16 protein-coding genes are annotated in these 18656 nt (G+C 73.3%); 13 read left to right on the top strand and 3 right to left on the bottom strand.

Annotation, left to right across the window (positions count from 1 at the left end; translation table 11 throughout):
• Positions 1-220 precede the first annotated feature (220 nt).
• Both ACIQ9G_RS19970 and ACIQ9G_RS19965 read right to left on the bottom strand, forming a co-directional pair.
• Positions 221-808: a hypothetical protein gene (locus ACIQ9G_RS19970; protein WP_403611030.1), complete on the bottom strand. Its 588-nt coding sequence runs from the start codon at positions 806-808 to the stop codon at positions 221-223.
• Between the two features lie 53 nt (positions 809-861).
• Positions 862-1527, bottom strand: coding sequence for a bifunctional DNA primase/polymerase (locus ACIQ9G_RS19965; protein WP_403611027.1), 666 nt, complete (start codon positions 1525-1527; stop codon positions 862-864).
• Positions 1528-2201: 674 nt separating this feature from the next.
• Here ACIQ9G_RS19965 and ACIQ9G_RS19960 point away from each other — a divergent pair.
• From ACIQ9G_RS19960 to ACIQ9G_RS19945, 4 genes are all read left to right on the top strand, one after another.
• Positions 2202-3608: a PP2C family protein-serine/threonine phosphatase gene (locus ACIQ9G_RS19960; protein ID WP_403611024.1), complete on the top strand. Its 1407-nt coding sequence runs from the start codon at positions 2202-2204 to the stop codon at positions 3606-3608.
• 139 nt (positions 3609-3747) lie between these two features.
• Positions 3748-5208 (top strand): aminopeptidase P family protein, encoded by a 1461-nt coding sequence (locus ACIQ9G_RS19955; RefSeq protein WP_403611022.1) that lies wholly within the window; start codon positions 3748-3750, stop codon positions 5206-5208.
• Between the two features lie 142 nt (positions 5209-5350).
• On the top strand, positions 5351-6718 hold the full coding sequence (locus tag ACIQ9G_RS19950) for a PLP-dependent aminotransferase family protein (protein WP_403611019.1): 1368 nt from the start codon (positions 5351-5353) through the stop codon (positions 6716-6718).
• A gap of 1 nt (position 6719) precedes the next feature.
• Positions 6720-7679, top strand: coding sequence for a D-2-hydroxyacid dehydrogenase family protein (locus ACIQ9G_RS19945; RefSeq protein ID WP_403611017.1), 960 nt, complete (start codon positions 6720-6722; stop codon positions 7677-7679).
• 166 nt (positions 7680-7845) lie between these two features.
• On the opposite strand, the gene ACIQ9G_RS19940 is transcribed toward ACIQ9G_RS19945, so the two are convergent.
• Positions 7846-8292, bottom strand: coding sequence for an ATP-binding protein (locus ACIQ9G_RS19940; protein WP_403611015.1), 447 nt, complete (start codon positions 8290-8292; stop codon positions 7846-7848).
• 222 nt (positions 8293-8514) lie between these two features.
• On the opposite strand from ACIQ9G_RS19940, the gene ACIQ9G_RS19935 reads away from it, so the two are divergent.
• From ACIQ9G_RS19935 to ACIQ9G_RS19895, 9 genes are all read left to right on the top strand, one after another.
• Positions 8515-9402 carry a hypothetical protein gene (locus tag ACIQ9G_RS19935; RefSeq protein ID WP_403611013.1) on the top strand — a complete coding sequence of 296 codons (888 nt, stop codon included), beginning with the start codon at positions 8515-8517 and terminating at the stop codon, positions 9400-9402.
• Between the two features lie 197 nt (positions 9403-9599).
• Positions 9600-10343 carry a YcnI family protein gene (locus tag ACIQ9G_RS19930; protein ID WP_403611010.1) on the top strand — a complete coding sequence of 248 codons (744 nt, stop codon included), beginning with the start codon at positions 9600-9602 and terminating at the stop codon, positions 10341-10343.
• A gap of 90 nt (positions 10344-10433) precedes the next feature.
• Entirely contained in the window at positions 10434-11084 is a 651-nt protein-coding gene (locus ACIQ9G_RS19925; protein WP_403611007.1) for an SCO family protein, read from the top strand.
• Positions 11085-11122: 38 nt separating this feature from the next.
• The gene (locus tag ACIQ9G_RS19920) at positions 11123-11560 is read left to right on the top strand and encodes a copper chaperone PCu(A)C (RefSeq protein ID WP_403611313.1); all 438 of its coding nucleotides are present in this window, start codon (positions 11123-11125) and stop codon (positions 11558-11560) included.
• Between the two features lie 13 nt (positions 11561-11573).
• Positions 11574-13607, top strand: coding sequence for a copper resistance CopC/CopD family protein (locus tag ACIQ9G_RS19915; RefSeq protein WP_403611004.1), 2034 nt, complete (start codon positions 11574-11576; stop codon positions 13605-13607).
• Positions 13608-13615: 8 nt separating this feature from the next.
• Complete coding sequence (gene efeB / locus ACIQ9G_RS19910; RefSeq protein WP_403611002.1) at positions 13616-14932, top strand: iron uptake transporter deferrochelatase/peroxidase subunit; 1317 nt, start codon at positions 13616-13618, stop codon at positions 14930-14932.
• A gap of 148 nt (positions 14933-15080) precedes the next feature.
• Entirely contained in the window at positions 15081-16013 is a 933-nt protein-coding gene (gene pheA, locus ACIQ9G_RS19905; protein WP_403611000.1) for a prephenate dehydratase, read from the top strand.
• A 530-nt stretch (positions 16014-16543) separates the two neighbouring features.
• Positions 16544-17821 carry a serine--tRNA ligase gene (gene serS / locus ACIQ9G_RS19900; protein WP_403610998.1) on the top strand — a complete coding sequence of 426 codons (1278 nt, stop codon included), beginning with the start codon at positions 16544-16546 and terminating at the stop codon, positions 17819-17821.
• A complete protein-coding gene (locus tag ACIQ9G_RS19895; protein ID WP_403610995.1) occupies positions 17818-18630 on the top strand; it encodes an HAD family hydrolase in 813 nt (270 codons plus the stop codon). The genes serS and ACIQ9G_RS19895 overlap by 4 nt, the downstream gene beginning before the upstream one ends.
• Positions 18631-18656: the final 26 nt, after the last annotated feature.

Below are 18656 nucleotides of genomic sequence, written 5' to 3'. Positions count from 1 at the left end.
CAGCCGCCCGCCGTACGTGACACCAGTCACAACTCGCGCTCCGCAAAAGGGAGTCGGTGTCCGGAATGGCGGCACACGCGATGACTGGAAAGCCGAGATCGAATTTGCGAACCGCCGATCTCTTGTTACCGTTCCACTAGCCCGGTTGCTGGTGCATCCCCCGTCGCCAGCAACCGGGTCTTTCCATGCGCATCGGTGCTCACCGTGCGCATCGGGCGCGTCAACCGCCCGTGTCCGCCGACGAGTTGCTACCGGAACGCAGCAGCATCGGCCCGCGCCCGCCGGGCGCCGCGAACTCGGCGACGGCCGAGTACGCCGCCGGCGTCCCCCGGGTGTGCTCCCGGGGTGTCTCGCACGTCCCCGGCTCGTCGCTCCCGTCCAGCGCGCAGTGCGTCTGCACCGTGCGGTCACCGGGCGCCAGCAGGCTCAGGGCCGCGTCCAGGGCCTTGCCGGTCGCGTTGCGGTAGTAGGCGCGCGCCCAGGTGTCCTCGCCCTGGGTCAGCACACAGGTCTGCGCCTCGACGCCCTCGGGAGACGTGACCTCGGGGCCGCAGCGGGCGGCGGTGGCCAGGCCGAGTCCGAGCAGCAGCGGGGACGCGGCGGGCGCCTTCGAGGGCGCCCCGTCGTCGCCGGAGGGCATGCGGTGGTCGCCTCGCGGCATCTTGTCGTCACCGTGCGACAGCGAACGCGGGGCGGACGGGGCGACGGCGCGGCCCCCGCTGTCCACGGGACCCGCGGACGCCACGGCGAACGGCAGCACGACGGCGCCCGTCACGACGCCCAGAAGGGCGAGCAGACGGAGGTTCATGAACGGAAGATAGCCACCGTGGGCCGCCGGCCCCTCCGGCGCGCCCGGCGCCCCTACAACTCGGGGGCGCTCACACCCGTACGGGTGAGGGCGTCCACCGCGGCGTCCACGACGGCCTCCACGTCGGGCACCCAGGGCGAGGCGGAACCGGGCAGCGGGGCACGCTCCCAGCGGATCGGTCCGGTGCCGGTCTCGGAGGGGGGCAGGGCGAGGTAGCCGCCCTCCCCGTGGAATCGGAGGGAGCCGGGCACGAAGTCCTTGGCGTAGAGCAGTTCGCCCAACTGCTCCATGGAGTACGGCTTCACCAGCAGCGCCCAGCGGGTGGGCGAGGCGACGACCGGGCCGAGGCGCATGCCGACGCGGTCGAGTGCCTCGAGGGCGCGGGCCGCCGGGAGGGCCGGCAGGCTGACGGCGCACGGGGCCGGTCCGCCGGTGGCCAGGACGATCGGCGCGGTGGGCCGGTTGGCCCACCACCAGCGCACCATGCGGGCGTCGGTGGTGGCGGCCAGGAGTCCCGGGTCGAAGGGATGCGCGCCGGGCACCGTGCACTCCGGGTCCGGGCAGCCGCAGCGGCCGCGGCCCTGCGGATCCGGTGCCACGCCCGGGAGTACGGGCCACCGCCACCGTGTCGCGTAGGTCAGGGCCGCGCTGATCTGCTCAGGCCTCCCGTCGCCGCGCCGGGACAGAAGCCTGCGTCGCCTTCCGGGGATCTCGCGCATGAGCGCTCGTCCTTTCCGTTGCACCGCTGGCAACACCGTTGCACCGCTGGCAACACCGTGGGTCACATCACGCCATGTGTCGATCACTTCGCTGTGCGTACCTGGTGGCGCATCACACCCCTGCCGTCAGGCACGGGGAACCCCTGTGGGTCGAGCGTGGGCTGCGTCCGCGGCGGCCCCGTCCCTACTGCGTCTACCTGCGTCCGGCAAAAGTATGGGCGTGGCGTGGGGTGGCGGAGCGTGGCGTTTTGCCGTTGCGCGTTTTGCTCTCCGCCTCCACCGCGGAGGATGGGGCACGGTCGTCGGTGGCTAAGACGCCCGGGTCCGTCGCCAGGTTCCGGGCGGTTCCCAACCACCCCTGGCCTTCACCGAGTACGTACCCATCACGACCGCTGTGACGCTCCGTGGAGCAAACCCAGTCGACCGCAATAGGCCGTTACCCGAGGCAGTTTTAAGCCAACTTCGTCATTTCGCAAGGGGTCCGCCCGAGAACCCCTGGAGTCCCTCTGACACCAGGAATCCCGGCAGGACAATGCTGGACATCCCCTTACGAGTGCGTGTACATGTGGAGACACTGCCGGCGGCGCAGAATGACATGGGGGTTTTGCGATGCTTTTGAGCAATCCGCACCGGTCGGAAAGCCGGACGCCATGAACGCCCCTCACCCTCCGAAAGTGGCTGGAATCGATTCAGCGGTTCCGACCCCCGCACACACTGTCGCCTCCGTGTCCGCCGCTCCGGGTGCCCCCGCGGCCGCCTCCCCGAACAGCCCGGACCCCGTCCCCGCCCCGTACCCGCCGGGGGCCCTGCTCCAGGACCGGCTCGCCGGCTGGGTGTCCGATCTGACGACCCTGCACGAACTCACCGAGCGGCTGGCCCGGACGTACGGGCTCGACGCCGCCCTGGGGGAACTGCTGCGCGCCGGTGCCGCCCTGGTGGGGGCCCGGCGCGGCCTCGTCGTCCTCGAACCGGGCGACGGACTCGGCCCCCGCACCACGGTCGGCCTGGGCCTGGCCCGCGCGGACCTCGGGCACATCGAGACCGTGCCGCGCCGCGCGCTGCCGTACGGGGCGCTCCTCGGCACCGGGGTCGTCCCGCCGGGCGGCGCCGGCGAGATCGTGCACGCCGACCTGTTCGCCGAGGACGGCCTCGACCCCCGCCACCGCGAGGTGGCCACCCGCCTCGGCTACGCCGCCAGCTACGCGCTGTCCCTGTCCGCCGAGGCCGCCGGCCGCCTCGGCGCGGCCGTGTGGTTCTACGACGAACCCGCCGAGCCGTCCGACCGCCGCCGCCATCTCGCCGGGCTGTACGTGCGCTACGCGGCCGAGCACCTGGCCCGGCTGCTGGAGGTGGAGCGCGCCCGCGCGTGCCTGCGGACGATGTCCGAGGAACTGCTGCCCTCCCGGCTGCCCCGGGTCCCCGGCGTCCAGCTCGCGGCCCTGCACCGCACCGGCCCGCGCGGCGGCGGAGACTGGTACGACGCGCTGCCGCTGCCCGAGGGCGCGCTCGGTCTCGCGGTCGGCTCGGTCACCGGGGCGGGCCCCGGCGCGGTCGCCGCGATGGGCCGGCTGCGCGCGTCGCTGCGGGCGTACGCGGTGATGGAGGGCGAGGATCCCGTCGCCGTCCTCTCCGACCTCGAACTGCTGCTGCGGCTGACCGAGCCCGCCCGCTCCGCCACCGCCCTGTTCGCCTACTGCGAGCCCTCCCTGGGCAAGATCACCCTGGCCGGGGCCGGGCACAGCCCGCCGCTGCTGGTCGGCGAGCGGCGCACCGAGTTCGTGGAGACGTCGGTGTCCGCGCCGCTCGGGATGCTCGCCTGCTGGGAGGCGCCGAGCCTGGAGTTCGAGGTGGAGCCGGGCGAAACGGTGCTGCTCTACACCGACGGGCTGCTGCACCGCACGGGCGAGCCGGTGGACCGCGCCTTCGCCCGGCTGCACACGGCCGCCGCGAGCGTTCCGCGGACGCTGCGCGAGGACCCGGCGGCCGTCGCCGACCACGTCCTGCGGACGGTCCTGCCGGAGGGCCTGGACGTCACGAACGGCGCGGAGGACGTGGCCCTGCTGGCGGCGCGCTTCGAGTGACGGCGCCGACGACCGGGGCGGACGCCGCCCGGGCGTGTGCGCGCCGCCGCGCTCCGTGACCGGTCCTTCCCGGCCCGGGACTCCCGCCGCCCGACCGTACGATGGGAGGCGGTCCAGTGCCGTATCGAGGAGGAAGACCGTGGCCGACGAGCTCACTACGGAGACCCCGGAGACAGAGTCGGAGGAGCCGATCAAGCAGCGTAAGAACGGCCTGTACCCGGGCGTGTCCGACGAGCTCGCCGAGAACATGAGGGGCGGCTGGGCCGACACCGAGCTGCGCGGCCTGGAGCCCGTCGAGCAGGCCGGGCACACCGCCCGCCGCCGCGCCGCGCTCTCCGCGCGCTTCCCCGGCGAGCGCCTGGTGGTCCCCGCGGGCAACCTCAGGACCCGGTCGAACGACACCGAGTACCCCTTCCGGTCGTCGGTCGAGTACACGTACCTCACCGGCAACCAGACCGAGGACGGCGTCCTCGTGCTGGAGCCGACCGCGACCGGCCACCGCGCGACGATCTACCTGCTGCCGCGCTCGGACCGTGAGAACGGCGAGTTCTGGCTCTCCGGCCAGGGCGAGCTGTGGGTCGGCCGCCGCCACTCCCTGACCGAGGCCGAGCGGCTGTACGGGATCCCCGCCGCCGACGTGCGCGAGCTGGCGGACAGCCTGCGCGAGGCCACCGGCCCGGTCCGCGTGGTGCGCGGTCACGACGCCGGCGTCGAGGAGGCGCTGACCGACAAGGTCACCGCCGAGCGCGACGAGGAACTGCGCGTCTTCCTCTCCGAGATGCGGCTGGTCAAGGACGACTTCGAGGTCGGCGAGCTGCAGAAGGCCGTCGACTCCACCGTGCGCGGCTTCGAGGACGTGGTGAAGGTCCTCGACAAGGCCGAGGCCACGTCCGAGCGCTACGTCGAGGGCACCTTCTTCCTCCGCGCGCGCGTGGAGGGCAACGACGTCGGCTACGGCACCATCGCCGCCGCCGGCCCGCACGCCTGCACCCTGCACTGGGTGCGCAACGACGGCCCGGTCCGCTCCGGCGACCTGCTCCTGCTGGACGCGGGCGTGGAGACCCACTCGCTCTACACCGCCGACGTCACGCGCACGCTGCCGGTCAACGGCACCTACAGCGAGATCCAGAAGAAGATCTACGACGCCGTGTACGAGGCCCAGGAGGCCGGGATCGAGGCCGTCCGGCCGGGTGCCAAGTACCGCGACTTCCACGACGCCGCGCAGCACGTGCTCGCCGAGCGGCTCGTCGAGTGGGGCCTGGTCGAGGGCCCGGTCGAGCGGGTCCTGGAGCTCGGCCTGCAGCGCCGCTGGACGCTGCACGGCACCGGCCACATGCTCGGCATGGACGTCCACGACTGCGCGGCCGCGCGGACCGAGACGTACGTGGACGGCACGCTGGAGCCGGGCATGGTCCTCACCGTCGAGCCGGGCCTGTACTTCCAGGCGGACGACCTGACCGTGCCGGAGGAGTACCGCGGCATCGGCGTGCGCATCGAGGACGACATCCTGGTCACGGAGGACGGCAACCGGAACCTGTCCGCCGGGCTGCCTCGCCGGTCGGACGAGGTCGAGGCCTGGATGGCTTCGCTGAAGGGCTGATGTCACGGCGGTGGCCGGGCACCGGGGAGGTGCCCGGCCACTCGTCTGCGGGCGGCCGGACGGCCGTCCGCGTGCGCGCGGCCGGGCCGCGTACGCACCTTTCCGCGCTCCTTCCGGGGCGCGTTCTTCACGTGGGGGGATCGTGGACGACTTCTGGTCCGGTGTCGGGGTGGACCTGCATCTGGAGCCGGACGCGGCGGCGGGCAGGCGGGCGGGACTGGAGCGGGCGCTGCGGGACGCCGTACGGGACGGGCGGCTGACGCCCGGGACGCGGCTGCCCGCCACCCGGCGGCTCGCGACCGAGCTCGGCGTCTCGCGCGGCACCGCGAAGGCCGCGTACGACCAGCTCGTCGCCGAGGGCTATCTGACGGCGCGGCAGGGCTCGGGCACCCGGGTCGCCGCGCTGCCGAGCGTCGACGCGGAGGAGCCGGGCGGGGCGGCCCGCGCGCGTGCGCCCCGGCTGGACCTGCGGCCGGGCAGCCCGGACGTCGGGGCGTTCCCGGCGGCGGCCTGGCTGCGGGCGCTGCGCCGCGCCATCGCGACGGCGCCCTCACTGGCGTACGACTACGGCGACCCGCGCGGCCGGGTCGAGCTGCGCACGGCGCTGTCGGGCTACCTGGGACGGGCGCGCGGGGTGATCGCGCCGCCGGAGCGCATCGTGATCACCTCCGGATATGTGCAGGGTCTGGCGCTGCTGACGCGTGTGCTGGAGGGCGGCGAGGTCGCCATGGAGGATCCCGGGCTGCCCTTCCACCGTGAGGTGGTGCGCCGCAACGGCGGCGGTGTGGTGCCGGTGCGCGTGGACGAACGTGGGACCCGCGCGCAGGAGCTGGGCGAGGAGGACGCGGTGGTCGTCACGCCCGCCCACCAGTACCCGACGGGCGTGACCCTGCACCCCGAGCGGCGCCGGGCGCTCACCGACTGGGCACGCGCGCGGGGCGGGCTGATCGTCGAGGACGACTACGACGGGGAGTTCCGCTACGACCGTCAGCCCGTCGGCGCGCTCCAGGGCATGGCGCCGGGCCTGGTCGCCTACCTGGGCACCGCCTCCAAGACCCTCGGGCCCGCCCTGCGGCTGGGCTGGATGGTGCTGCCGCCGCACCTGGTCGACGTGGTGGCCGACGCCAAGCTGCACAGCGACCACCACACCGAGACCATCGGCCAGTTGGCGCTCGCCGAGCTCATCGACAGCCACGCGTACGACCGGCACGTGCGCGCGTGCAGGCTGCGCTACCGGCGGCGCCGGGACCAGCTCGTGGCCCGGCTGGGCGGCCGCCGGCGGGTGCGCGGGATCGCGGCCGGCCTGCACGCCCTGGTGGACGTCGCCGAGGAGGCCGAGGTGCTGGCCCGGGCGGAGGCCGAGGGCCTCGCGCTCGGCCGGCTCGGCGACCACTGGCACACCCCGGGCGGGAACCGGCCGCAGGGACTGGTCGTCGGCTACGGGACGCCCCGCGAGAGGGTGTATCCGGAGGCGCTGGAGGTACTGGCGAAGGTCCTGGAGGGGAACTGACATGCGACTGCGGTGTGCCGTACTCGACGACTACCAGAACGTGGCGACCACCGTCGCCGACTGGTCGCCGCTCGACGGCCGGGTGGAGGTCGTCCCCTTCACCGGCCACTTCGCGTCCGAGGACGAACTCGCCGCGGCCCTGGCGGACTTCGACATCGTGGTGACCCTGCGCGAGCGGGTGCCCTTCCCCGCCTCACTGCTGGGCCGGCTGCCCCGGCTGAGGCTGCTGGTCGCCTCCGGAATGCGCAACTCGGTGATCGACCTCGCCGCCGCCCGGGCGGCCGGGGTGACGGTGTGCGGCACCGAGAGCTCCTCGGCCCCGCCGGCCGAACTCACCTGGGCCCTGCTGCTCGCCCTCGCCCGGGGCATCGTCGAGGAGGGCAACTCCCTGCGCGCGGGCGGCCCCTGGCAGTCCACCGTCGGGGCCGACCTGGAGGGCCGGCGGCTCGGCCTGCTCGGGCTGGGCAGGATCGGCGGCCGGGTGGCGCGGGTCGGTCTCGCCTTCGGCATGGAGGTCAGCGCCTGGAGCCGGAACCTGACCGCGGAGCGCGCGGCCGAGGTCGGCGTACGGCGGGCCTCCTCCAAGGAGGAGCTGCTCGCCGGGAGCGACTTCGTCTCCGTCCACCTCGCGCTGAGCGAGCGGACCCGCGGTCTGCTGGGCGCCGCCGAACTCGCCCTGCTCAAGCCGACCGCCTACCTGATCAACACCTCGCGGGCCGCGATCGTCGACCAGGACGCCCTGCTCGCCGCCTTGCGCGAGGGCCGTATCGCGGGCGCCGGCGTCGACGTCTTCGACACCGAGCCGCTGCCCGCGGGTCATCCGATGCGCACCGCCCCGCGCCTGCTGGCCACCCCGCACCTGGGCTATGTATCCCGCGCCAACTACGCCCGCTACTACGGGCAGGCGGTGGAGGACGTCCTGGCCCACCTCGCGGGCGAACCGGTGCGGGTCCTCGGCTGATCGGCGGAGGCCGTCGTACGGCCTGCGGCCGGTCGTGCGTCGGACGGCCGGGAGCGGCGCGGGCCTCGGGCGCCCGAGAGTGAGAGCGCGTCGGACGGCCGGGTGCGGCGGTGGCGCCGGGCGGCCAAGGGAGCCGGGCGGCCAGCGGCCAAGGGAAGTGGGTGCGTCAGACCGCGATGAGCGGCGCGTCCTCGCGCCACTTGAGGAGCTTGTCGAAGGACACCACCGTCCCGCCCAGTCCGGGCTTGCCGCCGATGTGGACGTGGTCGGCGAGCGCCTGGATGAGGCACAGGCCCCGTCCGTGCTCGTCCTCGACGGAGGCGACCCGGGCCGGGACGGGGCGGCTGGGCGGCCGGAAGCCGGGACCCGAGTCGGCCACCTCGATACGGCACTTCTCGCCGTCGAGGTAGGCGGTGACGCGGTAGGCCTCCGAGGAGTCGCTGTCGCCGCCGTGCTCGACGGCGTTCGCGCAGGCCTCGCTCAGGGCGACGGACAGGTCGTAGGAGATGTCGGGGTCGACGCCCGCCGTCTCCATCGTGCCGAGCAGAAGCCGCCGGGCGAGCGGAACGCTCGCAGCATCACGACGCAGATGGATGGACCACCAGATGCTCATGCTCCAGCCTCCCGGCTGCGGCTCGACATACCGTTACGTATTGCCCCGGGTTGACCGCCGTAAGCACGTTTCCGGCGTATCGCCGCCCGATCGGCGGATGCGGCCGGAAGGGAATCGGTGTATGTGCGGGCCCTTGGTGGCAGACCGTGACCTTCCGGCCGTACGTCATCTTGCGGACCTGCCGTACGGAACGCGGAGGCCCGATGGGATGATGGGGCCGCCATGACTGCCCCCCACCCGCGCACGGCGCACGCCGGAGGCGATCTCCGGATCCTGCGGGCCGCGATGTTCGCCGCGGTCTGCGTCGTGCTGGCCGCGGCCGGTCACACGCTGGCCTCGTGCGCCACGGTCCCGCTGTGGACCCTGGGCGCCGGGTTCCTGGGGGTGCTCGCCGTCGTGGCGCCGCTGGCCGGACGCGCGCGCTCGCTGCCGGGGATCGCGGCGCTCCTCGCGGTCGGCCAGACCGTGCTGCACACCCTGTTCGGGCTGGCCCAGCACGGCGCGGGAGCAACGGCGTCCGGCGGTGCGGCGCCGGGATCCATGGGCTCGATGGGCCCGATGACGTCCATGGGATCGATGGGCTCCATGCCCGCGATGTCCGACTCCACCCTCGTGGAGCGGGCCGCCCGGCTCGTCTGCGGGACCACCGCTGCCGCGATCAGCCCCACCCAGGCCTACCGGATCCTCGTCGACGCGCGGGTCTACACCGGCGCGGCCCCGGCCGCCCCGCACCACCCGGCACACGCCCTGCCCGCCGCGCCCACCGCCGACCCGGCGGTCTCGCTGCTGCCGTCGCTGCCCATGCTGCTGGGCCACGTCCTCGCCGCGCTCGCCGCGGGCTGGCTGCTGCGCCGCGGCGACCTGGCCCTGCTGCGGCTCATCCGGCTGTCGGCGCACGAGGTCGCCGACACGGCGTCGGTACGGTCCCTGCGGGCGGCGCTCGCCCTGGCGCGGGCCCTGCGCGCCGGGCTGCCCACCGCGCCCGAGGCGGGCCCGCGCTGCCGCCGCACCACCCACCCGGTGCCCCCGGCGCCCACCACCACCGCACTCCAGCACTCGGTGGTCCGGCGCGGCCCGCCCCCCGCCCCCTTCCTCACCCTCGCCGCCTGACGCGACGCGACCAGTCTCCACCGAGCGGAGTTCCGCCGGAGGACAGCGGCCGCCGTCGTGCGGCACGCACGCGTGCCCGCTTCCCGGGAGCCGCACCGCCGGCCACCCCTGCGCACGCGCGTCCCTCCTGACCACACGCGCGTTCCTCCTGACCAACGGAACCCGACGAACTCACTCGAAGTGGAGTGCTTCCTGCCATGAAGGCCTCTCGTCCCACCACTGCCGCCGCCGTCGCCGGGGCGGCCGTGCTCGCCCTGACCGCCCTGGCCACGCCCGCGTTCGCGCACGTCGGCGTGCAGCCGGAGACCACGCCCGCCAAGGGCGGTTACACCGTCGTCGACTTCAAGGTCCCCAACGAGCGCGACGACGCCTCCACCACCCGGCTCGAGGTCAACTTCCCGGCCGACCACCCGCTGGCCTCGGTGATGCCGCAGCCGATGGACGGCTGGACCGTCAAGGTCACCAAGTCCAAGCTCGCCAAGCCGCTGGACCTGCACGGCGAGAAGATCTCCGAGGCCGTCACCAAGGTCACCTGGACCGCCGACGGCAAGGGCATCGAGCCGGGCTTCTTCCAGAAGTTCCCAGTCTCCCTCGGCGCCCTGCCCGAGGACACCGACCGGCTCGTCTTCAAGGCGCTCCAGACGTACTCCGACAAGCAGGTCGTGCGCTGGATCGAGGTGCCCCAGGAGGGCCAGGCCGAACCGGACAACCCGGCGCCGGTGCTGGAGCTGGCCGCCGCGACCGGCGACCACCACGGCACGGCCGCCGAGGGCGCCTCCGACGACGCCAAGGCGCCCGCCGAGAACGCCTCCGCCGACACCTCCGCCCCGAAGGGCGGCAGCGACACCACGGCCCGCGTCCTCGGCATCGCCGGGATCGTCGTCGGCGCGGCCGGAGTCGCCTACGGCGTGCTCGCCGGCCGCAGGCGCACCACCGCCTGATCCGCTCGTCCGCGACGCGCGCCGGGATCGTACGCCCCTCGCTCACGACCCCGGTGCGCGCCGGAGTTCTCACATCTGGGACATTTTTCTATGCGCAAGAAGACGTTCGCCGCGGCCGCGCTGCTCGCCGCCGCCACGATGACCCTCTCCGCCTGCGGCAGCGGCGACACCGGCCAGAGCCCCGTCTCGGTCGTCTCCGAGGACACCTCGCAGAAGGCCGCGACCGTCCTCGACAAGCCGTTCGAGAAGCCGGATCTGGTGCTCACCGACACCCACGGCAGGAAGTACGACCTCCGCAAGGAGACCGCGGGCCGGCCGACGCTGATCTACTTCGGCTACACCCACTGCCCCGACGTCTGCCCGCTGACGATGAACAACATCGCGGTCGCCAAGAAGGCGCTGCCCAAGGCCGAACAGGACAAGCTGCGCGTGGTGTTCGTCACCACCGACCCGGCGCGCGACACCCCCGCGGAGCTCGGCAAGTGGCTCAAGAACACGGACCCGCAGTTCGTCGGCCTGACCGGCGACTTCGCCACCATCCAGGCCGGCGCCCGCACCCTCGGCATCTCCATCGAGCCGACCCACAAGGACAAGAACGGCAAGCTCGCCTCCGTCCACGGCACCCAGGTCGTCGCCTTCTCCCCGAAGACCGACGGCGGGTACCTCCTCTACGGCGAGGACGCCACCGTCGACGACTACACCAAGGACCTCCCCAAGATCGTCAAGGGGGAGAACCCGTGAGGCGTCCGCACCCGGCGGCCGGAGCCGTTTCCCTGGCCATGGCCGTGACCGCGGGCTGCGCCGTGCTGGCGGGCTGCGGCGGCCCGGACTCCGGCGGCGGGAAGGCCGAACTCTCGGTCGCCGCCGCCTACATGCCCCAGCCGGTCTCGGACACCATGGCGGCCGGTTTCCTCACGGTCGTCAACAAGGGCGGCACACGGGACGAACTCACCTCCGTCACCAGTGACATCGCGGGCAGCGTCACCGTGCACCGCACCGCCGGAGGGTCGATGGAGGAGGCCGGCCACCTCGCCGTCCCCGCCCACGGCCGGCTCGTGTTCCGAAGCGGCGGCAACCATCTGATGTTCGAGGACCTGAAGCGCCGGCCGCGGCAGGGCCAGAAGGTCCCCGTGCGGCTGCACTTCGCCGAGTCCGGCACCGTCACGGTTGAGATACCGGTGAAGCCCGCCACGTACACCCCCACGACCGGACACTGAGGAAGGGATCACCGTGACGCCGACCATCGCCCCCCGCGTCCGGACCGTGGTGCTGCTGCTCCTGGCCGTCGCCGGCGCGCTGCTCGCGGGCGCCGCGCCGGCCTCGGCGCACGCCGCGCTGACCGGCAGCGACCCCCAGCAGGGGGTGGTGGTCGGCAAGGCGCCCACCCAGGTGTCGCTGACCTTCTCCGAGAAGGTCGCCCTGAACGACGGCTCGCTGCGCGTGCTCGACCCCCGCGGCAAACGTGTCGACACCGGCAGCCCGATCGAGGTGAGCGGGACGACGTACGCCGTGCGGCTGCGCGGCGGGCTGTCCGACGGCACCTACACCGTCGCCTACCAGGTGGTCTCGGACGACAGCCACCCCGTCGGCGGGGCGTACACCTTCTCCGTCGGCGCCCCCTCCAGCACGTCCGTGGCCGTCGACGGGCAGAACGTCGGCGGCGGCCCGGTCGGCGTGCTCTACGGGATCGGGCGGTACGTGTCGTACGCCGGCTTCGTCGTCCTGGTGGGCGGCGCCGCCTTCGTGCTGGCCTGCTGGCAGCGCGGGTCGGGGGTGCGCGCGGTGCAGCGGCTCGTGGTCTCCGGCTGGCTCGCGCTCACCGCGGCCACCCTGGCGCTGCTGCTCCTGCGCGGCGCCTACACCATCACCGGGAGGGCCGGGGACGTCCTGGACCTGGACCTCCTCGGGCAGGTGCTCCAGACCAAGACGGGCGCGGCCCTCGTCTCCCGGCTGCTGCTGCTCGCCGCCGCCGCGCTGTTCATCGCGGTGCTGTTCGGGGCGTACGACAAGCGGGAGGACGACGAGAAGCGCGACCTGAGCTTCGGGCTCGCCATCGGCGGCGGTGTCGTCGCGGCCGGGCTCGCGGCGAGCTGGGCGATGGCCGAGCACGCCTCGACCGGCCTCCAGCCGGGAATCGCCATGCCCGTCGACGTCGTCCACCTGCTGGCCGTCGCCGCCTGGCTCGGCGGACTCGTCGCGCTCCTCGTCGCCCTGTACCGGACCCCCACGGACACTCCGCTCCCCGCCTCAGCGGTACGCCGCTTCTCCCGGGTCGCCTTCGCCTCGGTGCTGGCGCTGATCGCGACCGGGACCTACCAGTCCTGGCGCCAGGTCGGCTCCTGGCCGGCCCTCACCGGCACCCGCTACGGACAGCTGCTGCTCGCCAAGATCTGCCTCGTGGTGCTGCTCGTCGGCATCGCGTGGACCTCACGGCGGTGGACGGGTCGCCTGGCGGGGACGGTGACCGCCTCCGCGGCGGCGGCGCCTCGCGCGGGGGAGAACGAGCAGGAGGAGGGGGACGAGCAGGAGAAGGAGCCCGCGGGAGCCCGGCAGGCGGCGGCGACGAGGGCGGACGCGGGGGCTGCGGCGGACACCCGGGCTGTGGCGGACGGCGACTCCCCGCAGGACGATGCGCGGGCCGACGCGCCGGCCGGTGCGGAGGTGCGCACCGACGGCGACCCCCAGCGGGCCGCGCAGCTCGCGCGTCAGCGGGCCGCCGTGGACACCGCGAAGCGCAAGCGGCTGCGGGACGCCGACCCGAACCGGTTCGGACTGCGCCGCTCGGTGCTCGCGGAGGCGGCGGTGGCCGTCGTCCTGCTCGGCGTGACCACCGTGCTCACCCAGACCGAGCCGGGCCGTACCGAGGAGGCGGCCAAGGCCGCATCCTCGTCCTCGGGGTCCTCCTCGGCGTCGTCCTCCGCGGGAGCCGTGACCCTGGACATGCCGTTCGACACCGGCGGCCTGGACGGCAAGGGCGTCGTACGGCTCGACCTCGACCCCGCGCGCGTGGGCGGCAACGAGATGCACGTCTATGTGCAGCGCCCGGACGGCCGGGCGTTCGACGTCCCCGAGGTGAAGGTCGCCCTCACCCTGACCGCGAAGAGGCTCGGGCCGCTCCCCGTGGCCCCCGACCACATCACCACCGGACACTGGGCGGCGAGCGGCGTGCAGATCCCCATGGCCGGCGACTGGAAGATCGCCGTGACCGTGCGGACCTCCGACATCGACCAGGCGACCGTCACCAAGAACGCGCAGATCGGCTGAACCCCACCATGGCTGACCAGTCCACCCCGGAGGCCACCTCCCAGGACTCCCCCACCGCGCCCTCCCGGGACGCCTCGACCGCGGCCGGCACGCGTGGGCACGTCCCTGCCGGAGCGGGCCTCTCCCGCCGTCGGCTGCTCGGCACCGCCGGGGCCACCGGGCTGGTGCTCGGGGCGGCGGGCGGGGCCGTGGGGTACGCGGCCGCGCCGTCCGCTGCCGTTCCGCTCACCTCGCTCGGCTCCGGCCGGGCGATGTTTCACGGGAAACATCAGCCCGGCATCACCGACGCCCTCCAGGCCCGCGGTCACCTCGCCGCCTTCGACCTGGCGCCGGGGGCGGGCCGCAAGGAGGCGGCCGCCCTGCTGCGCCGCTGGTCGGCGACGGCCGAACGGCTCATGGCGGGCGAGGCGGCCGCGTCCGACGACACCGACGTCGCCCGGGACGCGGGCCCGTCGTCGCTGACGATCACGTTCGGCTTCGGCCACGGCTTCTTCGACCGGACGGGCCTGCGGAAGCGGCGGCCGGCCGCCCTGGACCCGCTGCCCGACTTCTCCGCCGACCGGCTCGACAAGGCCCGCAGCAACGGCGACCTGTGGGTGCAGATCGGCGCCGACGACGCCCTGGTCGCCTTCCACGCCCTGCGCGCGATCCAGAAGGACGCGGGCGGCGCCGCTCGTCTCCGCTGGCAGATGAACGGCTTCAACCGCTCCCCGGGCGCCACCGCGCACCCGATGACGGCCCGCAACCTGATGGGCCAGATCGACGGCACCCGCAACCCCAAACCGGCCGACGCCGACTTCGACCGGCGCGTCTTCGTCCCCGAGGGCGGCGAGCCGGACTGGATGGCGGGCGGCTCCTACGCCGTCGTCCGCCGTATCCGGATGCTCCTCGACGACTGGGAGAAGCTCTCCCGCACCGCCCAGGAGCAGGTCATCGGGCGCCGGAAGTCCGACGGGGGGCCGCTGAGCGGGGGCACCGAGACGACCCCGATGGACCTGGAGAAGACGGACGCGAAGGGCGACCTGGTCGTGCCCGTCGACGCGCACGCCCGGATCACCCGCCCCGATCAGAACGGGGGCGCGGCGATGCTCCGCCGGCCGTTCTCCTACCACGACGGCTTCGACGCGGACGGCGTCCCCGACGCGGGGCTGCTCTTCGTCTGCTGGCAGGCCGACCCGCTGCGCGGCTTCGTCCCGGTGCAGCGCAAGCTCGACCGCGGGGACGCGCTGTCACGGTTCCTCCGGCACGAGGCGAGCGGCCTGTTCGCGGTGCCGGGCGGGGCGGCCGCGGGGGAGTACGTGGGGCAGCGGTTGCTGGAGGGCTAGGTGTGCTGTCCCGGGACAGCACACCCAGCGCCCTTCTTTCGAAAGAGAGGCCCAAGGAGAGGCCCTGGGAGTCACCCCGATTCACCCGCGGGAGGGGCGCCCGTGAGACACATGGGCCGAGGCTCCTGAAGGCCATTAGGGTGAGGACATGCCAGCGAGTTACGCGTATCTCGGTCCCGAAGGCACCTTCACCGAAGTCGCCCTGCGCACGCTTCCCGAGACGGCCACCCGGGAGCTGATCCCCTACGTGTCCGTGCAGTCGGCCCTGGACGCGGTCCGCGCCGGTGAGGCCGAGGCGGCGTTCGTGCCGATCGAGAATTCGGTCGAGGGCGGCATCACCACCACCCTCGACGAGCTGGTCGCGGGCGAGCCGCTGATGATCTACCGCGAGGTGCTGCTGTCGATCACCTTCGCGCTGCTGGTGCGGCCCGGCACCAAACTGTCGGACATCAAGACGGTCACCGCCCACCCGGCCGCCCAGCCGCAGGTGCGCAACTGGCTGAAGGCCAATCTCCCGGACGCCGTGTGGGAGTCGGCCGCCTCCAACGCGGACGGCGCCCGCCTGGTGCAGGAGGGCCGCTACGACGCCGCGTTCGCCGGGGAGTTCGCGGCCGCGCGGTACGGCCTGGAGGCCCTGGAGACGGAAATCCACGACGCGGAGAACGCGCAGACGCGGTTCGTCCTGGTCGGCCGTCCCGCCCGGCCCGCCGCCCCGACCGGCGCGGACAAGACCTCCGTGGTGCTGTGGCAGCGCGACGACCACCCGGGCGGGCTGCGTGACCTGCTCGGCGAGTTCGCCACCCGGGGCATCAACCTGATGCTGCTGCAGTCCCGCCCGACGGGGGCCGGCATCGGCAACTACTGCTTCTGCGTCGACGCCGAGGGCCACATCAACGACCGGCGCATGGCCGAGGCGCTGATGGGGCTGCGGCGGATCTGCCTCCAGGTGCGCTTCCTGGGCTCGTACCCGCGTGCGGACATCGGCGCGGCCGGCGTGCGGCCCACGTCGCGCGGGACCTCGGACGAGGAGTTCGTGGCCGCGGCGGAGTGGGTGGCGCGCTGCCAGGACGGCCGGTTCTAGGGCACGTCCCCGCCGGTCGGGACGGCCCGGCGGCGTTATCCACAGAAGTTATCCACAGGCTTCGTCTCGACCTGGGGACAAGTCGACACCGAAGCGCCACTCAGTCGACAAATCGCCCTACGAGCCCTCAGGGCGGCCACCGCCACACACATCACCCTTCGTCCACCCGTTTCCTTTGGTTCATCTTTTGGGGCGACCCATTTCCACCCGAACGTGGGTGTCGCGGGGGTTTGCACCGGGAATTCTTCACTCCGGCCCGACCTTCCGGAGTGATCAATTCCGAAGTCCACAGATCTTTCGCACAGCCTGTGGATAACTTTCCCGGACAGAGGATCCCTGTGGACAAGGGGGCAACCAAGTTCCCGTTTCCGCAAGGAAATCCAGTCAACACCACGCCCGCCGACTGCTCCGTCCCAGGGAGTGAGACACGGGTTATTGACACTGGGGGCAATTCCTCCATAACGGTGGGTAAGCCGCGGTTCGGAATACAGGGTCGTGAGCGGGAAGGCGGCACCGGTAGCCTTGGCCGCGTGATTGACCTTCGCCTGCTCCGTGAGGACCCCGACCGTGTGCGCGCGTCACAGCGCGCCCGTGGAGAGGACGTCGCGCTCGTCGACGCTCTCCTGTCTGCCGACGAGCGGCGCAGGTCGTCCGGCGTCCGCTTCGACGAACTGCGCGCCGAGCAGAAGGCGCTCGGCAAACTCATCCCCAGGGCCGCCGGGGACGAGAAGGCCGAGCTGCTGAAGAAGGCCGGTCAGCTCGCCGCCGACGTCAAGACGGCCGACGCCGAGCGCGACGCGGCCGCCCACGAGACCCAGGAACTCCTCCAGAAGCTGAGCAACCTCGTGCACCCCGACGTTCCGGTCGGCGGCGAGGAGGACTTCGTCACGCTGGAGACGCACGGCACGATCCGCGACTTCTCCGCCGAGGGCTTCGAGCCCAAGGACCACCTGGAGCTCGGTCAGCTCCTCGGCGCCATCGACGTCGAGCGCGCCGCCAAGGTGTCCGGCTCGCGCTTCTACTTCCTCACCGGCGTCGGCGCCCTGCTGGAGCTCGCCCTGGTGAACGCGGCGATCGCGCAGGCCACGGCGGCCGGCTTCACGCCGATGCTGCCCCCGGCGCTGGTCCGCCCCCAGTCGATGGCCGGCACCGGCTTCCTCGGCCAGGCCGCCCAGGACGTCTACCACCTCGAGAAGGACGACCTCTACCTGGTCGGCACCTCCGAGGTGCCGCTCGCCGCGTACCACATGGACGAGATCATCGACGCGGACCGCCTGCCGCTGCGCTACGCGGGCTTCTCGCCCTGCTTCCGCCGCGAGGCCGGCTCGCACGGCAAGGACACCCGGGGCATCTTCCGCGTGCACCAGTTCGACAAGGTCGAGATGTTCACCTACGTCGCCCCGGAGGAGTCGCAGGAGGAGCACCAGCGTCTGCTGGAGTGGGAGAAGCAGTGGCTGTCGTCGCTGGAGCTGCCGTTCCGGGTCATCGACGTCGCCTCCGGTGACCTCGGCGCCTCGGCCGCGCGCAAGTTCGACTGCGAGGCCTGGATCCCGACCCAGGGCAAGTACCGCGAGCTGACCTCCACCTCGGACTGCACCGAGTTCCAGTCCCGCCGCCTGCAGATCCGCGTCCGCGACGGTAAGACCGTCCGCCCGCTGGCCACGCTCAACGGCACGCTGTGCGCCGTCCCGCGGACGATCGTCGCGCTCCTGGAGAACCACCAGCAGGCCGACGGCTCCGTGTGGGTGCCGCCGGTGCTGCGCCCCTACCTCGGCGGCCGGGAGGTCCTGGAACCGGTGACCAGGTGAGCGCCGCCGCCGAGGCGTTCCCGTACAAGCTGATCGCGACCGACCTCGACGGGACGCTGCTGCGCACCGACGAGTCGGTCTCGTCACGCACGCGCGAGGCGCTCGCCGCGGTCACCGCGGTGGGCGCCGCGCACATCGTGGTGACCGGGCGCGCGGTCCCCTGGACCCGGCACATACTCGACGACCTCGGCTACCGGGGCCTCGCGGTCTGCGGCCAGGGCGCCCAGGTCTACCACGCCGGGGAGCACCGTCTGCTGACGTCGGTGACGCTGGACCGGCAGCTGGCGGCCGTGGCCCTGGCCAAGATCGAGGCCGAGGTCGGCGCGCTGTACCTGGCGGCGAGCCGTGACGGCCTGGACGGCGAGGTGCTGGTGGGTCCCGGGTACGCGGTCACGGGCGCGCTCCCGGCGACGCCGTTCACGGACGTCTCCGATCTGTGGTCGGCGCCCCTGAACAAGATCTACGTCCAGCACCCGACGCTGTCGGACGACGAGCTCGCCGAGGTGGCCCGGCAGACCGCGGGCGGCTTCGTCTCGGTCACCATGGCCGGGGAGGGCATCGTCGAGCTCCTCCCGCTCGGCCTGTCGAAGGCCACCGGTCTGTCGCTGGCGGCCCGCCGACTGGGCGCGAAGGCCGCCGACACCCTCGCCTTCGGCGACATGCCCAACGACATCCCGATGTTCGCCTGGGCGTCCCGGGGCGTGGCCATGGCCAACGCGCACGAGGAGCTGAAGGCGGTGGCCGACGAGGTGACGGCCTCCAACGAGGAGGACGGCATCGCGGTGGTGCTGGAGCGGCTGCTCGGATAGCGCCCGCGTCGGACAGCGCCCGCGGG

Origin of the sequence: Streptomyces sp. NPDC096152, from assembly GCF_044763235.1 — a bacterium.
In the GTDB taxonomy this organism is placed as follows: domain Bacteria; phylum Actinomycetota; class Actinomycetes; order Streptomycetales; family Streptomycetaceae; genus Streptomyces.
This window is presented reverse-complemented; position numbering and strand designations above follow the sequence as displayed.